Genomic DNA, 17,838 nt, shown 5'->3' with positions numbered 1-17,838 from the left:
TCGGATTATAATAGAATAGTTTTAGTATTAATTTGACGCTTTATCAACCTCATTGTAATAAAATATAATGATAGCGTTTCCCTATAATCCTTGGGGCACAATCTTTTTTTATAAAACAAATGCAGTGTTTATTAAAAAAATAAAAATTCTTGTAGGCAATTCTTTAGCAAAAAGGGATATAACCTTAGTAACTGATAGTAAGCGCGCCCAAAAACCAATTAATGGTCGCCATTTATCCGGCTGCTAGTTCTAAAACCAATTTATTAACAGTTTAATTAATCTAAACATGAGTATGAAAAAAAGCTTACTTACATGCTTGATTGTTTGTAGTTCCGCGGGAGCATTTGCTGCCGGGAGTGTAATTACATCAGGAAGCGCAATCAATCATCATTTATCGAACCCCGCCAAATTCACCAAGCGTTTGTATGCTCAGGGTACAATTACCGGAACGGTACGCGACAGTACAGGAACAACGCTCGGGGGTGTTTCCGTTGTTATCAAAGGTACCACCACAGGCACGCAAACCGATGTGAATGGTAAATTTTCTTTATCAGCCAATCCGGGCGATATACTTGTTTTTAGCTATGTAGGCTATAATACCAGGCAAGTTGTTGTTGGGACAGAAACGAATATAGTTGTAACGCTTGGAGCTAATTCAAGCCAACTTAACGAGGTTGTGGTAACAGCTTTGGGTATCAAAAGGTCTTCAAGGTCGCTTACTTATGCTACCCAAACGATTAGCAGCGATGAAATAAACACGGTAAAAACGGATAACCTGATGAACTCATTAAGCGGCAAGGTAGCTGGCGTAACCATTTCACCCAGTGCTTCTGGTGTTGGCGGTTCAACAAAAGTTGAACTCAGGGGGATACGTTCATTCGCAGGTAGTAACCAGCCTTTGTATGTGATAGATGGTGTACCGCTGGGTAGTCCATCAAATGGGAGCCAACCTACCAGCATACAAGGCGGCTCTCCTGATGGCGGGGATGGTATATCAAATTTAAATCCCGAGGATATAGAAAGTATTACTGTATTGGAAGGCGCTTCTGCCTCCGCGTTATATGGTAGCCAGGCTTCAAATGGCGTAATTTTGATTACCACTAAAAAAGGCAAGGCAGGACAAGTTCAAATAAATTTTTCGTCAAGTTTTCAGGCTTCAAATGCGGTTTCATTGCCTAAGTTTCAAAACCAATATGGGCAAACTCCAAGTGCCTCCGATAGTTACGGGCCTGCAATTTCTGACCAACCTCATAATAATTTAAAAGAGTTTTTCCAAACCGGTACCAACTTCACCAACGCTATTGACCTTTCCGGCGGTTCTGAAACAGCTCAAACTTATTTTTCATACGCTAATACCACCGCGAGCGGTGTTGAACCCAAAAACGATCTGAAGAGAAACAACTTTAATTTACACGAAACATTAAAATTGTTGAACAATAAATTAACGGTTGACGGCAATATGGCGTATATTGATCAAAATATTGCCAATACCCCGGAATTGGGAGTGAGTGCTAACCCATTGACAGGCCTATACTTGTTTCCACGAGGGGCTAACATATTACCCTACAAAACCAATTATCAAAATCTTAATTCGTCAACCGGCGTGGCTACACAGAACTGGCCGAACCTGGGAGGAACTAATCCCCCGCAGCAAAACCCGTGGTGGCTTATCAATAATGATCCGAATAGTTTGCAGCGTAACCGCATAATAGCCAGCGCCAATGTGAAATATGATTTTACCACATGGTTTAATTTACAGGTAAGGGGAAATGTTGACCGTACCAATGACGTTTATAACTATGATCAAAGCGCCGGAACCGTATTTAATGGTGTTACTGCTCCTAATGGGGCGTTCGCTTACAATAACGGGGTAACTGAGCAAAAGTATGGCGATATTATTGCCAATTTTAACCCAAAAAGCTGGGGCCAATTCAAACTGGATGGTTTAGTAGGCGCTTCCATAAGTGATTTGAGGACTAATAGTTTAGCTGTTGGCGACGGTGCTAACGGAAATAATGGTCAGCTTTTAACACCCAACTTTTTTTCTCTTTCTAATATATTTAATGCTGCAGGTAATCCAATTGCTCCAAACACCTATTTTTCCCATACGCAAACCCAATCAATTTTCGAAAGCGCCAACCTTTCCTACAAAAATTGGGTGTATTTAGCCTTAACTAACCGTACTGAATGGAATTCAACCCTGGCATTTACGCCTAATGACCATTACGATTATGCTTCGGAAGGTCTTACGTTTATTTTATCGCAAATGTTTGCTATGCCCCAGGCTATTTCCTACGCTAAAGTGCGTGGAAGTTATGCCAATGTTGGTAACGGCGTACCCTTTAATGTAACTTTAGGACAAAATACACAAAATAGCAGCGGTGCCGAAGTACTTAATAACAATGCGCCATTAAAGACCCTGAAGCCTGAAATGACCCATTCTTTTGAATTGGGTACGGACTGGAAATTTATAGATAACCGCATCAGTTTCAGTGCCACCTATTATGATACCCATACTTATAACCAATATTTCTCTATACAGCCGTCTCCTTTCACCCTCATTTCAAATGCTTATGTTAATGCGGGCGATATCCAGAACAAAGGTTTTGAAATTACTTTGGGCGCTGATGTGATACGGGATAAAGCATTAATATGGAATACTTCCTTTAATGCTTCCATGAATAAAAATAAGGTAATACAGGTTGATGACAAAGATGGTTTACCTTTAGCTATTTTAACCGGTAGTGGTAATGGCCAGTATGGGTATGAATCGGTAATGGCAGATGGCGGTTCCGTGGGTGATATATACGGATACACTACTTTAAAAAACGCCAATGGCCAGGTAGTGTTGTCGGGTACTAACGCAAGCAACTATGCGCCGCAAAAAGTTGGTACATATAGTTATTTAGGTAATCCTAATCCGAAATTTCAATTGGGGTGGAGCAATAGTTTTGATTTCGGCCACTTTAACCTGAATTTCCTGGTTGACGGAAAATTTGGCGGCCAGGTGCTTTCCTATACCCAGGCAGAGATGGACTATTTCGGCGTTTCACAGGCTTCCCTCGGCAATGGCCCCAACCGCACAGTTACAGTCAATGGGGTTAATTCCTCAGGCCAGTCGGTAACTTCTGTTACCGCGAAAAACTGGTATCAGGCAGCAGGTGGCCTCACTGGTTTAACAGATCAATATATTTACAGCGCTACGGTTGTTCGCCTGCGTGAAGCATCACTTGGCTATACATGGCCAATTACCAACAGTGCCATCAAAAGTGTGAAATTTGCATTAATAGGTCGCAATCTGTTCTATTTCTACAAAAAAGCGCCGTTCGATCCTGAGGTAAGCACCTCTACAGGTAATGGCCTTGGAGGTGTGGACGCATTTAACCCGCCTGCAACACGTAACCTCGGTTTTTCGGCTAATGTTAGCTTTTAATAATATTGATTATTTTAATTATAAAACAATGAAAAGGAACTTTAAATATATAGCATATAACCCAAAAGGTAAATACAAGTTTATTGGGATTATGTTCATAGCCTTAGCGCTGGCAGGGTGTACCAAGAATTTTGAAAAATACAATACCGATCCTACCAAATTATCTTCTACCCAATCCGTTGCCATAGCTTCTACACTCTTTGGCCCTCTTGAAGTAGATATTTTCGACGATTACCAGCGCGCCCAAAATCTTAGCGCGGATGGTTATGCCGGATACCTGGACGCATGCGCTTTTAATCAAGGTAGCAATTTGGACTATGGTATGCATGAAAGTTGGAACGCACCGGCATTAGGAGACATTTATGGCGATATTTTGCCAAGTATGCGCTCGTTGTCGCTCACCACCAACATTAAAACTTCGCAACCTCCGGTATGGGGAATAGGATTGCTCATACAGGTTACAGCTATGGATAAGGTAACCGATAGGTTTGGCCCGGTTCCATATTCAAAGGCTGGTTCCTCTTTAACAACAACTCCTTTTGATAGCCAGCAAGCAATTTACCAGCAGTTTTTTAAACAGATAGATACTGCTGTGACAAATCTTCAAGCGGCGATAAGCGCGGGTATCACATCATCGCCATATGCCGCAAGTACTGACTATGTTTATGGATGGAACTATAAACAATGGCTCAAATATGCCAATTCGCTTCGCCTGCGTTTGGCTATGCGTATAGTAAAGGTTGACGCGGTAACTGCAAAAGCACAAGCATTAGAAGCGATCCAGAATTCAGGCGGTTTGTTAGAGACGACTGCTGATGATGCCAACGTACCATCATCAATAAACGGGTTCACTGGCTTTTATGCAATTGCTACTTATGGGGGGGGGCAAATGGTTATGGATGCGGCCATACAAAGTTATATGCAGGGTTATAATGACCCGAGGTTTACAGTTTATTTTGCCCCTACTACGGCGGCACCAACCGGCTCATCTCCATACGCCGGGCAGTATCACGGAGTACGCACCGGTACTTATGTTAGTGATAATGCGACCTACGCGTACTTTTCAACCGGAAACATAGCAACTGCCACAAATCCCAATGCATATTTTACGCCTAGTGTCCCGCAGCCAATTCTTACTTCTGCTGAAGTATGGTTCCTGAGGGCCGAGGCTGCTTTACGCGGATGGACCAGTGAAAGTATTCAAACCGATTATGAAACCGGCATAAGAAACTCTATGACTAAGTATGGTGTTGCATCCGGTGCCGACGCTTATATAGCGGGTACAACCACAGAAGCCAATTATGTAGATCCTCTTGTTCCTGCCAATAATGCGACCGCGCTATCAACCATTAGCGTAGCCTGGAACCCGAATGGTACCAAGGAGCAAATGCTGGAACAGATTATTACCCAAAAATGGCTGGCTTTATTTCCGGATGGACAAGAAGCCTGGGCTGACTACAGACGTACAGGCTATCCAAAATTATTTCCAATAATCAACAATGACAGCGGCATCCCGGGAGCTGTAGCACTTCAGATACGCCGCTTACAATATCCGAGCTCGCTCATTCTAAAAGATCCAACTGCTTTTAATAACGCGATAGCTAATTTATTAAATGGCCCTGATAATATTACTACCCGCTTATGGTGGGACGTTAATGGGCCAAACTTTTAATACAATTCTGATCCTACATACTACCACAATTGAGTTTTGATTAGTGTTAAATGAGAGCGCTCTGGTGTAAAACCCGGAGCGCTTATTTCAATCAATCTTGCTCATTAATTAATAACAAATACCTCCGTGAAACAAAAGATTGTACTATTCCTCATTTTTATATCGCTATTTAAAATAAATACTCAAGCTCAGCAAAAATTAATAACCTATGTCGATCCGTTTATTGGTACCGGTGGTCATGGGCATACTTTTCCGGGAGCTACTGTGCCATTCGGGATGGTTCAATTGAGTCCCGATAACGGCCGTACAGGATGGGACTGGTGCGGTGGTTATTTTTATGGTGATTCAGTGATCACCGGATTCAGCCACATGCATTTAAGCGGTACCGGGATAGGTGATTGGTGTGACATATCAGTCATGCCTGAAAATAAATTAATTACAGATACAGCCGACCATGGGCGAACTACTTTCAGTCATGCAAATGAACAGGCAAGTCCGGGCTATTATCGGGTAAAAATGGATAACGGCATCGAAGCAAAATTGTCGGCTACAGAGCATTGCGGCTTCCATGATTATGCATATCCTACTGGGGTTTCCCCCGTCATCAAACTGGACCTTGGATACCATCAAAATTGGGATAAGCCAACAGGTACCTATATTAAACGACTTAATGATTCAACGCTCATCGGCTACCGTTACTCTACGGGATGGGCGCAGGTGCAACGCGTATATTTCGCATTACGCAGCTCTAAACCCTTTAGTAAACTATACCTTACTGCCAATGGCTCGCCGATATCGGTTGGTGAGGCAAAGGCCGAGGATGTTGTTGGACAGTTAGTGTTCAATACAGAAAAATATAATCATGTAAAACTTAAGGTAGCACTTTCAACAGTAAATACCGATAAGGCTCTTATTGCATTAAACGAGATTAAGGGTTGGGATTTTAATACCGTTAAGGATAATGCAGAAAAGAAATGGGAGCATGAGCTTTCTAAAATGCAGATCAAAACTAATGACATCCACTTAAAGCGTGTTTTTTATACCGGGCTTTATCATACCTGTATCGCACCCTCGCAATATTCTGATGCTGATGGAACTTACCAAAATGCAAAAGGCGAAATTCATCAAATGCCTGCCGGCCAGCAACGCTACACTGCTTATTCCTTATGGGATACCTTTCGTGCATTGGATCCGCTTTATACCGTTATTCAAACAGAGCGGTATACAGGCATCGTCAATTCCATGCTTGCATTTTACAAAGAGAATGGTTTGCTGCCGGTATGGGATCTGAGCACTAATGAAACCAATTGCATGACCGGATACCATGCGGTGCCGGTATTAGCTGATGCTGTACTAAAAGGTATAAAAGGAGTTGATATTAATCTCGCTTATCAGGCTATGAAGGCAAGCGCGATGGAAAATATCAGGGGCTGTAATTATTACCGACAATATGGGTATGTACCGCAGGATAAATATGGCGCAAGCGTAACTAACACGCTTGAATATGCTTATGACGACTGGTGTATAGCTCAGGTAGCTAAAAAAATGGGTAACGCTAATGACTATAAGTATTTTATGCAACGGTCGGCCGGTTGGAAACAAGTATTCGACCCAATTAGCGGCTTTATGCGCGCTAAAAACAGTAACGGCACCTGGGTAACTCCATTTGATCCTTTTTATTCAGAGCATGATCCGGATAAGGCTATGTTTATGGAAGGTGACGCCTGGCAGTATTCTTTTTTTGTTCCGCAGGATGTTGATGGACTAATTGCGCATTATGGTGGCAAACAACGATTCGTAAGGAGGCTGGATTCGCTTTTCTCGGTTACTTCCGTTATGCATGGGGAGGATCAATCGCCGGATATCAGCGGAATGATAGGTCAGTATGCACACGGTAATGAACCAAGCCATCATGTGGCTTACTTATATGATTATGCAGGAATGCCATGGAAAACCCAATCCAGGGTAAGAATGATTATCGATTCTTTGTACCACGATCAGCCGGATGGTTATGCCGGTAATGAAGATTGTGGACAAATGAGCGCCTGGGCAATATGGAGTATCGCCGGTTTATATCCTGTAAATCCAGCCAGTGGGCGTTATATGTTTGGAAGCCCGGCTGCTGATGAGATTACCATAAAAACGGCTAATGGAAAGTTTACTGTAAAAGCGAAAAATAACAGCGCTAAAAATGTATATATCCAGGCAGTAACCTTAAATGGGAAGCCATACGCTAAAGATTATGTGACCCATACAGATTTGCTGAACGGAGGCGTGTTGGAATTTATGATGGGGCCTAAACCTAAATTGTAATACTGAAGATAATTAACCGAATACCTAACCAATCACAATGCCTATGGAGAAACAAAAGATGAAAAGAACCAGCCCAATTATGTTTTAAAAAATTACCAATTACTTAACCAAAAATTATGAAAACATCTAATAAAGCTAATTTAAAAAATGCTGCAACTGGAATAGTTATAGCAGCCGTTGCTTTTCTGTCATCATGCGATAAGAAATCAAATTCAAACCCTGTACCGGAAAATTTAAAATCTTCTTCAACGGCTTCTTCAAATGCCTTTGCTATCGGTGTGAGCGGCCCAAAGAGTGTGTGTTATATGGAGGTGAACAATTATGATTTCAGGGATGTGGGTAAGTATACCTTGTCTACCGGGCAGCAATTATTCGATATTGGGATTATCTTTGCGGCTAATATCAATCTCGATGCTTCAACCGGTAAAGCTGTATTGTATTACAATACACAGGTTACTAATGTATTAAGTAATGCATCAACCTATATTCAGCCAGTTCAGGCAAAAGGGATCAAAGTATTGTTATCCATTTTGGGTAATCATGCAGGAGTGGGCATATGTAATTTTCAAAGCCAGGCTGATGCACAAGCTTTCGCGCAGCAGTTAAGTAATGCCGTTACTACATATGGGCTGGATGGTATCGATTTTGATGATGAATATGCTGATTATCCAACCAGTGGCAGCGGTCAGGTAAATTCATCTTCATTTGTCTACTTGGTTACCGCTCTTCATCAATTGATGCCAAATAAGATCATTTCCTTTTATGATTATGGACCCGCTGCATCGTATTTATCGTATAACGGTGTAACTGTAGGCTCACAAATAAATTATAGCTGGAATGCCATTTATGGTACTTATTCAGTACCAAATGTTCCAGGCTTGGCAAAAAGCGCCCTAGCACCTGCCGCTATTGATGTACAAAATACATCTTCTTCCACAGCTGCTTCTTTAGCTACCAAGACGGTGAGCAATGGCTATGGTGTATATCTATATTACAATTTACCTGATGCCGATTCTCACACTTATTTGTCAAGCGTGTCAAATAAATTGTACGGAACAAGCACAGTATATACTAATTGAGAACACTTTTTAGCAGTTATAAAAACTAATTTATTAAAGATGTAGGCAATTTTTCTAATTGAAAGATTATAAGATATATCATTGAATTAGTTTAGTGAAAGGTGTTGTTGCCTAGAGCCCCCTTCCGGGAAGGGGGCTTTTTTTGTTTAGTAGCATCGTTTTTAATAATCGAACTTCATACCGTGACTATCCAAATAATTAAAGGAAATGAATCACTGCTTTACCCAATAAACCGGTTGATTTATATATGATTTTATTATAAATAATACAAAAAATCAAAAACAATACAGAATTGATCGCTATATTAGAAAAATACTTTTCAGTTTAAACCTATTTTATAAAACACTTTGCCCCTGGTCCGGTTTAAATTTAAATTATTAAAGCAGTTTGGTACTTATTTATTGGGATTACATTAAAAATAACGTCCCTACTTGGTGGCGAAAAACTCTTCTACCCCTAAGCTTTAAAAATGGTAACCTTACAGGAAGGTGGTTCTTTTTTTATTTGCTGATTTTTTCATTTAATGTATCTGCTCAGCATATTGATAGTCTAAAGCAAACAAAAGATAGCCTAAAAATATCAGATACGACCAAGCAAAATAAGAGCCCTGTTTTAGAAATAACTACAGTCAGCGGGCGAATAACTGATGCGTTAACCGGCAAGCCAATACCAAATGTTACTATTACATTTTCTCAAAGTGCCCATGCTACTAGCTCAGATAGCCAGGGTAAGTTTTTTTTGAGCGCGCAGGGATCATATAAAAGGGTTTCCTTTTCGCTTATGGGGTCACAACCATTAAATAAGGAAATAAAGCCCAACCGCGTTAATGAATTACAAATACATTTAAAGTCCTCACAACGGCAACTCCAGGAAGTTAGAATTTCCGCCGGTAAGCGAAAAAAATATCGAAACAAAGGTAACCCTGCTGTTGAGCTTATACAGGAAATTATTGATCATAAAAACATTAACCGGATGCAGAGTGCCGATTATTTGCAATATGATCAGTATGAACGTATCGGGCTTTCGTTTTTTCACTTATCGCCCAAATTTATAAACGGTAGCTTCTTTAGTAAGTATAAATTTATGTTGGATACCACGCAGGTTATTAATGGCGAAACCCAAACGTCGTTACCTGTGTTTTTTAGCGAAAAGCTATCTCAAAATTTCTTCCGCAAAAAGCCTTCAAAATCAATTAAGTTTTTACAGGCTCAAAAAGAGCTCAATATTATAAAATTTGTGGATACGGTAGGGGTTAATATTTATATCAACCGGATATACGGTGACAATATTGACATCTACGAAAATAATATTTTCATCATCACCAACCAATTTCTAAGCCCGATAGCCGATCACGCGCCGGATTTTTATAAATTTTTTATAGCTGATACAATCAAAATAGGAAACGAGAAATTTATTGAGGTGAATTTTACACCACGTAATAAAGGCGACCTGTTATTTGAAGGCAAACTGTTGGTTACCATGGACGGAAGGTACGCGGTTAAATCATGCGAGTTAGATGTAAATAGCCAGATCAATATCAACTTTATGCGCAGCCTGAAAATTGTGCTTGACTTTCAGAAACATGATGATGGGCGCTATTACATGAATAAGAGCGATGTGAAGGCCGACTTTGGCATTTTTAAAGAAAAGGGGCTTGGTGTTATAGGTGAAAGAACGGTTTATCGATCTAATTATAAATTGAATTCGCGACTACCAGATGGGTTTTATAAAGGAAAGGATTTACAAATTGCTGATAACGTAAATCAACCGGATACCACCTTCTGGCTGCATCACAGGACGGATACGCTTAGTAAACAACAAGAACTAATTTATGAACATATAAATAAGCTGGAAAACATGCGATCGTTCAAAAGGACGACTTGGATAGCCTCTGCGATTACTAATGGATTCGCTGATCTTGGGGCGGTGCAGCTTGGTCAAATAGGTTCGGCATTATCATATAACAACCAGGAAGGTGTTCGTTTTCAAGGAGGTGCGAGAACAACGCCCGAGTTTAACAAAACCGTTTATTTAGATGGTTATGCAGCCTATGGCACCAAGGATGGAATTGCCAAGTATGATTTAAATACCTATTTCTCATTAAATAAAACCGCTCCATACCGTTTCCCGAATGATTATTTTAAGATAGGGTATCTTTATGATGTTAGTTTACCCGGGCAAGATCTTGCCGCAGTTAATACACAAGCTGCGCTTACATCGTTTACTACCGGTAAAAATGATTATTGGTTGTATAACAAAATTTTCAATTTGGTTTATGTAAAGGATTTTGAAAACCATTTTTCATACAATCTAGGTTTTGTAAATTGGAATCAACAGGCTGCCGGTACATTATTATACCAGCTTAATGATGCTGATAATACCATCGTACGTAACTTAACAACCAGCGAAGTTGATCTTGGATTGCGTTATGCACCTCATGAACAAATTATACAGGGAAGTATGGTGCGGTTTAGCATTTATAGTAAATATCCCATTATCAGCTTACAGATCAATCATGGTATTGCAGGATTTTTGGGTGGTTCTTATAACTATAATAACATTACGGCTAATATTGCTAAGCGGTTTTATTTTTCACAGTTAGGCTATTCGGATGTTGCCTTATTGGGTGGTTATATTACTGGCAAGGTTCCTTTTCCATTACTGGATATCAGCCCGGCAAACAGATCTATTGCGTATGATCCTAATGCTTATAACCAGATGGGTTACCTGGAGTTTGTAAGCGACCACTATGTAGGGTTAAACTTTACACAGAGCTTTAATGGCTTCTTCCTGAATAAAATACCTTTAATAGATCATCTTAAATGGCGCGAATATTTTTCGTTTAAAGTTTTATATGGCGGCCTGCGTAATGAGAATAACCCGGCCTATTCATCAGGTTTATACAAGTTCCCGGTAGGGGGGAACGGTACCAACGGCACTTATGCTTTAGGTAATGTGCCTTATATTGAAGGTGGCGTAGGAATAGGCAATATTTTCAAGATCGTGCGGGTCGATCTGATAAAAAGGTTTAATTATTTAGATCATCCTGGTATATCTCAATACGGAATTAAACTAAGCTTTAATCCTGATTTTTAATTTAAGATATGTACTGTACCACAGTACAAGTGAAACACCTGGTACATTTGGTACACTTTTCGCCCCAAAAACGCCCTGAAAAGTATTAAAAATGGCCTTTTTACATTGAAAATTCGACTCAAATAAGCCCAAAATTGCTCAAATCGACCCGAAAATGATTGATTTTAGTCCGTTTTTTGTCGAAATTTCGATCAAAAACACTAAAAATTGCCACATTTTCCGGGCATAATACCTAAATTTTTTTCTTGTATGAAAAGAAAATTTAAGTACTTTTAGCTCCATAAACTTAATTGTCAATAACACATTTATGCGCTTAAAAATACATGCAATGGTTTTATTGCCATGAGCCATATTTCTTGCTATACATTATATGTTCGGTTTTGTATTTATTGCGACCGATGATTTAGAAATTAAACTATACCTACACTATCGATAATCCTTTACATAAAAAATATGATTCAGTTTAAGAAAGTATTGTTCTTGTTCCTTGCGATAATAACCACTAAATATACATTCGGCCAAACACAATCCTCGCCGCGTGAGCATTTGTTGATGGATTACGACTGGCATTTTGCATTTGGCCACCCATACGATACAAATAAGGATTTTAATAATGGTACAAGCTATTTTTCCTATTTCGCGAAGGCTGGTTATGGCGACGGGGCTGCCGATCCCCGGTTTGATGACCGTGCCTGGCGAAAAGTTAACCTACCGCATGATTGGGCTGTGGAGCAGCCATTCTCTCCCAAAGGAAGTTTTAGTCACGGGTTCAAGGCTATCGGCCGCAATTTTCCTGATGCAAGTGTAGGCTGGTACCGTAAAACTTTCTTCATTCCGGCTTCGGACTTAGGCAAGCACATCAGTATCGCTTTTGATGGGGTTTTCCGTAACTCTATAGTATGGGTAAACGGGCATTATTTAGGTAATGAGCAAAGCGGTTATAGCAGTTTTGAGTATAATATTTCTGAGTACCTCAATTACGGCGGTACTAACGTTGTAGCAGTAAGGGTTGATGCCACCATGGAAGAAGGCTGGTTTTATGAGGGCGCGGGTATCTATCGCCATGTGTGGCTAAATAAATCCAATCGATTGCATATAGCACGCAATGGTACTTTTGTAACCACTAAATTAAAGGATGGTCACGCTATAATATCAACCCATGTAACGATGGACAATGATGCCGATAGCAGCATATCTAACTTTAGTGTAAAACAAACAATTCTTGATGCTGATGGCAAAATCGTCGCATCTGATGAGCAAAAGAATTTGAGCCTCAATTTATTAGAGAAAAAGGATTTTTCAAGCAATCTCAAAATAACAAATCCTAAACTTTGGTCGATAGATACACCTTACCTGCATAAACTGATAACTACGGTAAGCAAGGATGGCGCTATTGTAGATCAATACGAAACCACTTTTGGTATCCGCACTATTAGATTTGATGCCAACCAGGGCTTCTTTTTAAACGGAAAGCACCTTGAAATTACCGGAGCCGACGATCATCAGGATCATGCAGGGGTAGGCGTAGCCATGCCCGATGCTTTACAAGATTTTAGGATCAAAGCCCAGAAAGCTTTCGGATGTAATGCCATCCGCTGCTCACATAATCCGCCTACACCTGAGTTTTTGGATGCCTGCGACAGGTTGGGGATGTTGGTGTTGGACGAAAATCGTTTGATGGGCGTAACCGATTATCATCTGAATGAGTTAAAACAAATGATGGTCCGCGACAGGAATCACCCGTGCATAATAGCTTGGTCAATAGGTAATGAAGAGTGGAATATGGAAGGAACAGTTACCGGAGCACGGGTAGCTACAACCATGCAGGCCTATGCAAAAACAATTGATTCAAGCCGGTATATTACGGCTGCATACAGCGGTGGCATAGGTAGTAATGGTATTTTAACCGTTATGGATTTGTTGGGTTATAATTATGTGTCCAACAAAAATACTGATGAGCAACATCAAAAATTTCCTAACCAGCTTAGCTGGGGTACTGAAGAAGGGGCAACGACAGCTTCCCGGGGGATTTATGTTGATGACATAGCTAAACATCAATTAGCAGCCTATGACCGGCCGCGAAATAGTGAATCTTTCAGCATTGAGCAAGGTTGGAAACATTACGCGACACGCCCATATCTGGCCGGTATGTTCATTTGGACAGGTTTTGATTATCGTGGCGAACCTACTCCATTCGGTTGGCCGTCTATTTATTCATATCACGGTATGTTAGATGCCTGTGGATTTGCTAAGGACGACGTTTGGTACCTAAAGTCGTGGTGGATGGATAAAGATGTGGTACACATTTTACCACATTGGAACTGGAAAGGCAGAGAGGGCCAGGATATACCGGTTTGGGTTTACAGCAATAGTGATGAAGTGGAACTATTCCTGAACAAAAAAAGTCTCGGCAAAAAAACAATGCCACGAAATGGGCATCTGGAATGGTCTGTGGCTTATCAACCTGGCAAGTTAGAAGCCATTGGTTACAAGGCGGGCAAAAAAGTGGCTAATGACATCGTACAAACAACCGGCGACCCGGCAGCGTTATTGGCCACAGCTGATCGTTTGGTGATAAAAGCGAATAAGGTTGATATATCGGTCATAAAAATTCAGGTAAACGATAAAAACGGCTTGCCTGTGCCTACAGCCGATAACCAAATCGCATTTAGTATACAAGGCCCTGGAAAAATCATAGGGGTAGGCAATGGCAGTGAAACATCACTGGAACCTGACCAATATATAGAGCAGGTGATACCGGTTAATATTGAAAACCTGAAAGAGAAACTGGTTGAAAGCATCGAAAACCGCCCCGAAGTCGCCACCGATTTTGATGATGCAAACTGGCAGCCTGCTTTTAAAAACGTCAGGTTTCCCGAAACGGCCAAAGCGGTGGTTTATCGTGGTACCATCCAAATGCCGGATAATATTGACGATGCTGCGCTTACCTTTTTTTACAATAATATTGGTAAAACACAATCCATTTATATTAATGGGCAGTTTATACAAAGCAACGATAATTCGGCTGAGCGTAAGGAGCTTAAGCTCACTAAAAATATTCTTCATCCCGGTAACAATAGCATAGCTATTGTTACCACACCTTTCATTAATAAAAACAGCTGGGATTATAGCAATACCAACCCGGGTGTGGTACAAGTTATTATACCGCCTGCGCAATGGAAACGAAAACTATTCAATGGCTTAGCTGAGGTAATTGTACAATCAAGCGGCAAACCCGGACGGATTATTTTAACATCAACATCACCAGGGCTGAAAGAAAATAAGTTGGAAATTACCACTGTCCCAACAGAAATGCCAGCTGTAGTAGCGTCGGTAGAGAAATAGATGATTGAGTGATGATCTAAAACAAACAAGCGCACCAGTATAAACTGGTACGCTTTGTTTGTTTGATAAGGTTTAGGTTATCCCTTCGGATTTGTTATGTAAATTTAGGAATGAAGCCCGTTATCAAAAAGGGTAGAATTGCCTTTTTATCAGGTTGTTTTTAAGGATAAAAAAAGTTTGAAACACATTGTTTATCCACATATAAATAATCACTTTCGATAAACCTTAATTCATAACTATCATGACCATTAAAAAGACATTAATTTACCTGGGTTTGGCTGTATTTGGCTTTAGCTCATGCCAGCAAAACCAACATGCCGACTTAACTACTAAAGTCACTTCTTTAGATTCTGACACGGTGAGCGTAACTGTGGCAAAACAATATGTGAACAATTATGCAAAACATGCAGGCTTTGTTGATTCTACTTATACTGACGTGCAGTTGAGCAAAGTGAAAAAGTTACCTAATAGCCGTACTATATGGTTTGGTATAGACAGGTTGCAGGCAATGGTAAACAAGATAAAAGCAGAGGGTGGCGATGGTGTACGTTTTTACCTGGCTACATATGACACCGTTTATACTCCAAATAGTAAACACAACCATATACCTGAGCGTAAATATTGGGGGCATACCACGCTGGTAATGGTATCTACAAAAGATAGTCTTAAATTTCACCGTGATTATTATAGTAACAGTATTGATCCATCATCCAACTCAAAATCCGATTCAAAAGGGTTTATACTTGGTGTAGGTTCAGCACCTGAAAATCGTGGAGAAATGTGCCCGCCACCAAGTAACTGTGCCACTATTGGAGCTACTTTAATTACTCAATGATATATATAACATTTAATACAATATCAGAACTTGCATGCTTTCTGGCCGGATTAATATTTCTATTTAAAGATAAAGATCCGGCCTGGAGGCTGCTGATATTGTATTTATTATTAACCTGTATTATTGAACTGGCCGGTATATATATCCGCACATCATTACATGTATCAAATATTCCGCTTTATAATTTATCTGTTTTGCCGGAGTGTTTTGTTACCAGTTACTTTTTTTACAATCTGTACAAAACGTATCATCCTAAAATCAAGTGGCTAATAATTTGGATCAGTGTTTTCCTGATCATGTATTTTGCTGAGCTTATCCTAAATCACTTTAACAACTTTGTATCCATAACAGCCTCCGTCATGTCGGTTGTATTTGTATTAGTTAGCCTTTACTATTATTACTTAAAACTAAAAGACGAGCATTTTGAAAGGTTATTGTTTTATGCTCCTTTTTGGTGGGTTAGTGGTACGCTATTCTTCTATTTCGGAAGCACAGCATGCAACTTGTTTTTTGATTACCTTATTAAATATCCTTCCATTAGTTACGAATTCTCTATTAGGTATATCATTTTTTGTATATTAGATGTAATTCTGTACTCCTTTTGGTCTTACGCTTTTATATGCAGATATCTTCAGAGGAAATCATATTCCTGATAGGCCTAACTTCTACTATCTTTTTAATAGCTCCTTGTTTTTTAATCTTGTACGTGCTCTCCTACAATCGCAGGAAAAAAAAGCATCTGGAAGAAAAAGTTTGGCTGAAAACAACATTTGAAAATGAATTGCTGAAAACTCAAATGGAGGTTCAGGAACAAACATTAAAAACTGTTGCTAATGATCTTCACGATAATATTGGCCAGCTATTAAGCCTGATAACTATTACATTAAGTACTATCGATTTAGAAGAAAACAGCAAAATAGCCAGTAAAATAACACTTACAGATGACCTTACAAGGCGTTCTATAAATGAATTAAAAGCACTATCCCGTTTATTGCATGGCGAAGAATTGATCAGTAAGGGGCTTGCTGCAGCCATTGAGTTTGAACTGGAATGGTTAAAAAGATCTGAACGGTATCAAATAAGTTTCGAGAAGAACAGTTTTAAATCAGTTGCAGATAGTGCTAAAGAAACGATGGTTTTTCGCTTATTTCAGGAGTGTATAAATAATATAATACAGCATGCTAAAGCATCAAAAATAGTTATTATTTTAGAGCAGGATAACAGCTACTTTAAACTAACTATTAGTGATAATGGGATTGGATTTAATGTTGATGAAAAATTAAATCTTAAGATGGGGATGGGGCTTTACAATATAAAAAGACGTGCGGCTATGATAAATGGTACAGCCACAATCACTTCAATACCCGGTAACGGATCTGTTATTGCAATTACCGTACCTTCTAACCAATAATGCAAACACAAAAAATAGCAATAGCAATAGTTGATGATCATACTTTATTTCGGCAGGGTTTAGCTCATTTGCTCACCGAATCAAACGAGATAGAGGTGATTTTTGATGCAGGTGATGGTGCTGAAATGATACGGAAACTGCCTATGCAGCCCCTACCCGACGTTATACTTATGGATATTACCATGCCGGTAATGGATGGGTATGAAAGTACCCGATGGATAAAACAAAATTACCCGCAAATTAAAGTGTTGGCATTAAGCATGTTTGAAGAAGATGTGCCCATTATAAATATGCTGAAAAGTGGGGCAGGGGGCTACATGCTTAAACAAGCAAAAGCAGCGGATCTAATTAACGCTATTAAAACTATTGAAAAGCAAACCTTCTTTATTAATGATCTCGTATCGGGTAAATTGTTGAACAATATTCAAAATAACCTACCCGTAAAAACATCTAAAATACAGGTAAGTGCAAATGAGTTGAAGTTTTTGGAACTATGTTGTTCTGATCTTACTTACAAAGAAATAGCTGATATGATGAATTTAAGCCCATTCACCATTAATAATTACAGGGAAGCACTTTTTGAAAAATTCGAAACAAAGTCAAGAACAGGTTTGGTGATTTCAGCACTCAAATGCGACCTTATTAAATTATAAT

At 39.7% G+C, this 17,838-nt stretch carries 10 protein-coding genes; all 10 read left to right on the top strand.

Annotated elements, in window-relative coordinates; translation table 11 throughout:
* Positions 1–292 precede the first annotated feature (292 nt).
* The 10 genes from GSQ74_RS00895 (at position 293) to GSQ74_RS00850 (ending at position 17,837) form a co-directional block, all read left to right on the top strand.
* Positions 293–3,433: a SusC/RagA family TonB-linked outer membrane protein gene (locus tag GSQ74_RS00895; RefSeq protein ID WP_158989107.1), complete on the top strand. Its 3,141-nt coding sequence runs from the start codon at positions 293–295 to the stop codon at positions 3,431–3,433.
* Between the two features lie 28 nt (positions 3,434–3,461).
* Complete coding sequence (locus GSQ74_RS00890) at positions 3,462–5,105, top strand: SusD/RagB family nutrient-binding outer membrane lipoprotein (RefSeq protein ID WP_158989105.1); 1,644 nt, start codon at positions 3,462–3,464, stop codon at positions 5,103–5,105.
* A gap of 126 nt (positions 5,106–5,231) precedes the next feature.
* Positions 5,232–7,418 (top strand): GH92 family glycosyl hydrolase, encoded by a 2,187-nt coding sequence (locus GSQ74_RS00885; protein WP_158989103.1) that lies wholly within the window; start codon positions 5,232–5,234, stop codon positions 7,416–7,418.
* Between the two features lie 116 nt (positions 7,419–7,534).
* Positions 7,535–8,497: an endo-beta-N-acetylglucosaminidase H gene (locus GSQ74_RS00880; protein WP_158989101.1), complete on the top strand. Its 963-nt coding sequence runs from the start codon at positions 7,535–7,537 to the stop codon at positions 8,495–8,497.
* Positions 8,498–8,884: 387 nt separating this feature from the next.
* Positions 8,885–11,593 carry a DUF5686 family protein gene (locus GSQ74_RS00875; protein ID WP_158989099.1) on the top strand — a complete coding sequence of 903 codons (2,709 nt, stop codon included), beginning with the start codon at positions 8,885–8,887 and terminating at the stop codon, positions 11,591–11,593.
* Between the two features lie 453 nt (positions 11,594–12,046).
* Positions 12,047–14,938, top strand: coding sequence for a beta-galactosidase GalA (gene galA / locus GSQ74_RS00870; protein ID WP_158989097.1), 2,892 nt, complete (start codon positions 12,047–12,049; stop codon positions 14,936–14,938).
* A gap of 241 nt (positions 14,939–15,179) precedes the next feature.
* On the top strand, positions 15,180–15,773 hold the full coding sequence (locus GSQ74_RS00865) for a hypothetical protein (protein WP_158989095.1): 594 nt from the start codon (positions 15,180–15,182) through the stop codon (positions 15,771–15,773).
* Entirely contained in the window at positions 15,770–16,426 is a 657-nt protein-coding gene (locus GSQ74_RS00860) for a hypothetical protein (protein WP_158989093.1), read from the top strand. The genes GSQ74_RS00865 and GSQ74_RS00860 overlap by 4 nt, the downstream gene beginning before the upstream one ends.
* Entirely contained in the window at positions 16,393–17,184 is a 792-nt protein-coding gene (locus GSQ74_RS00855) for a sensor histidine kinase (RefSeq protein WP_158989091.1), read from the top strand. Before GSQ74_RS00860 ends, GSQ74_RS00855 begins: the two co-directional genes overlap by 34 nt.
* Positions 17,184–17,837 (top strand): response regulator transcription factor, encoded by a 654-nt coding sequence (locus tag GSQ74_RS00850; protein ID WP_158989089.1) that lies wholly within the window; start codon positions 17,184–17,186, stop codon positions 17,835–17,837. The genes GSQ74_RS00855 and GSQ74_RS00850 overlap by 1 nt, the downstream gene beginning before the upstream one ends.
* The last annotated feature ends 1 nt before the right edge of the window (position 17,838 follow it).

The sequence above is a fragment of the Mucilaginibacter sp. L196 genome, assembly GCF_009765905.1.
In the GTDB taxonomy this organism is placed as follows: Bacteria; Bacteroidota; Bacteroidia; order Sphingobacteriales; family Sphingobacteriaceae; genus Mucilaginibacter.
The sequence above is the reverse complement of the archived record's forward strand: the minus strand, read 5'-3'. Positions and strand labels throughout refer to the sequence as shown.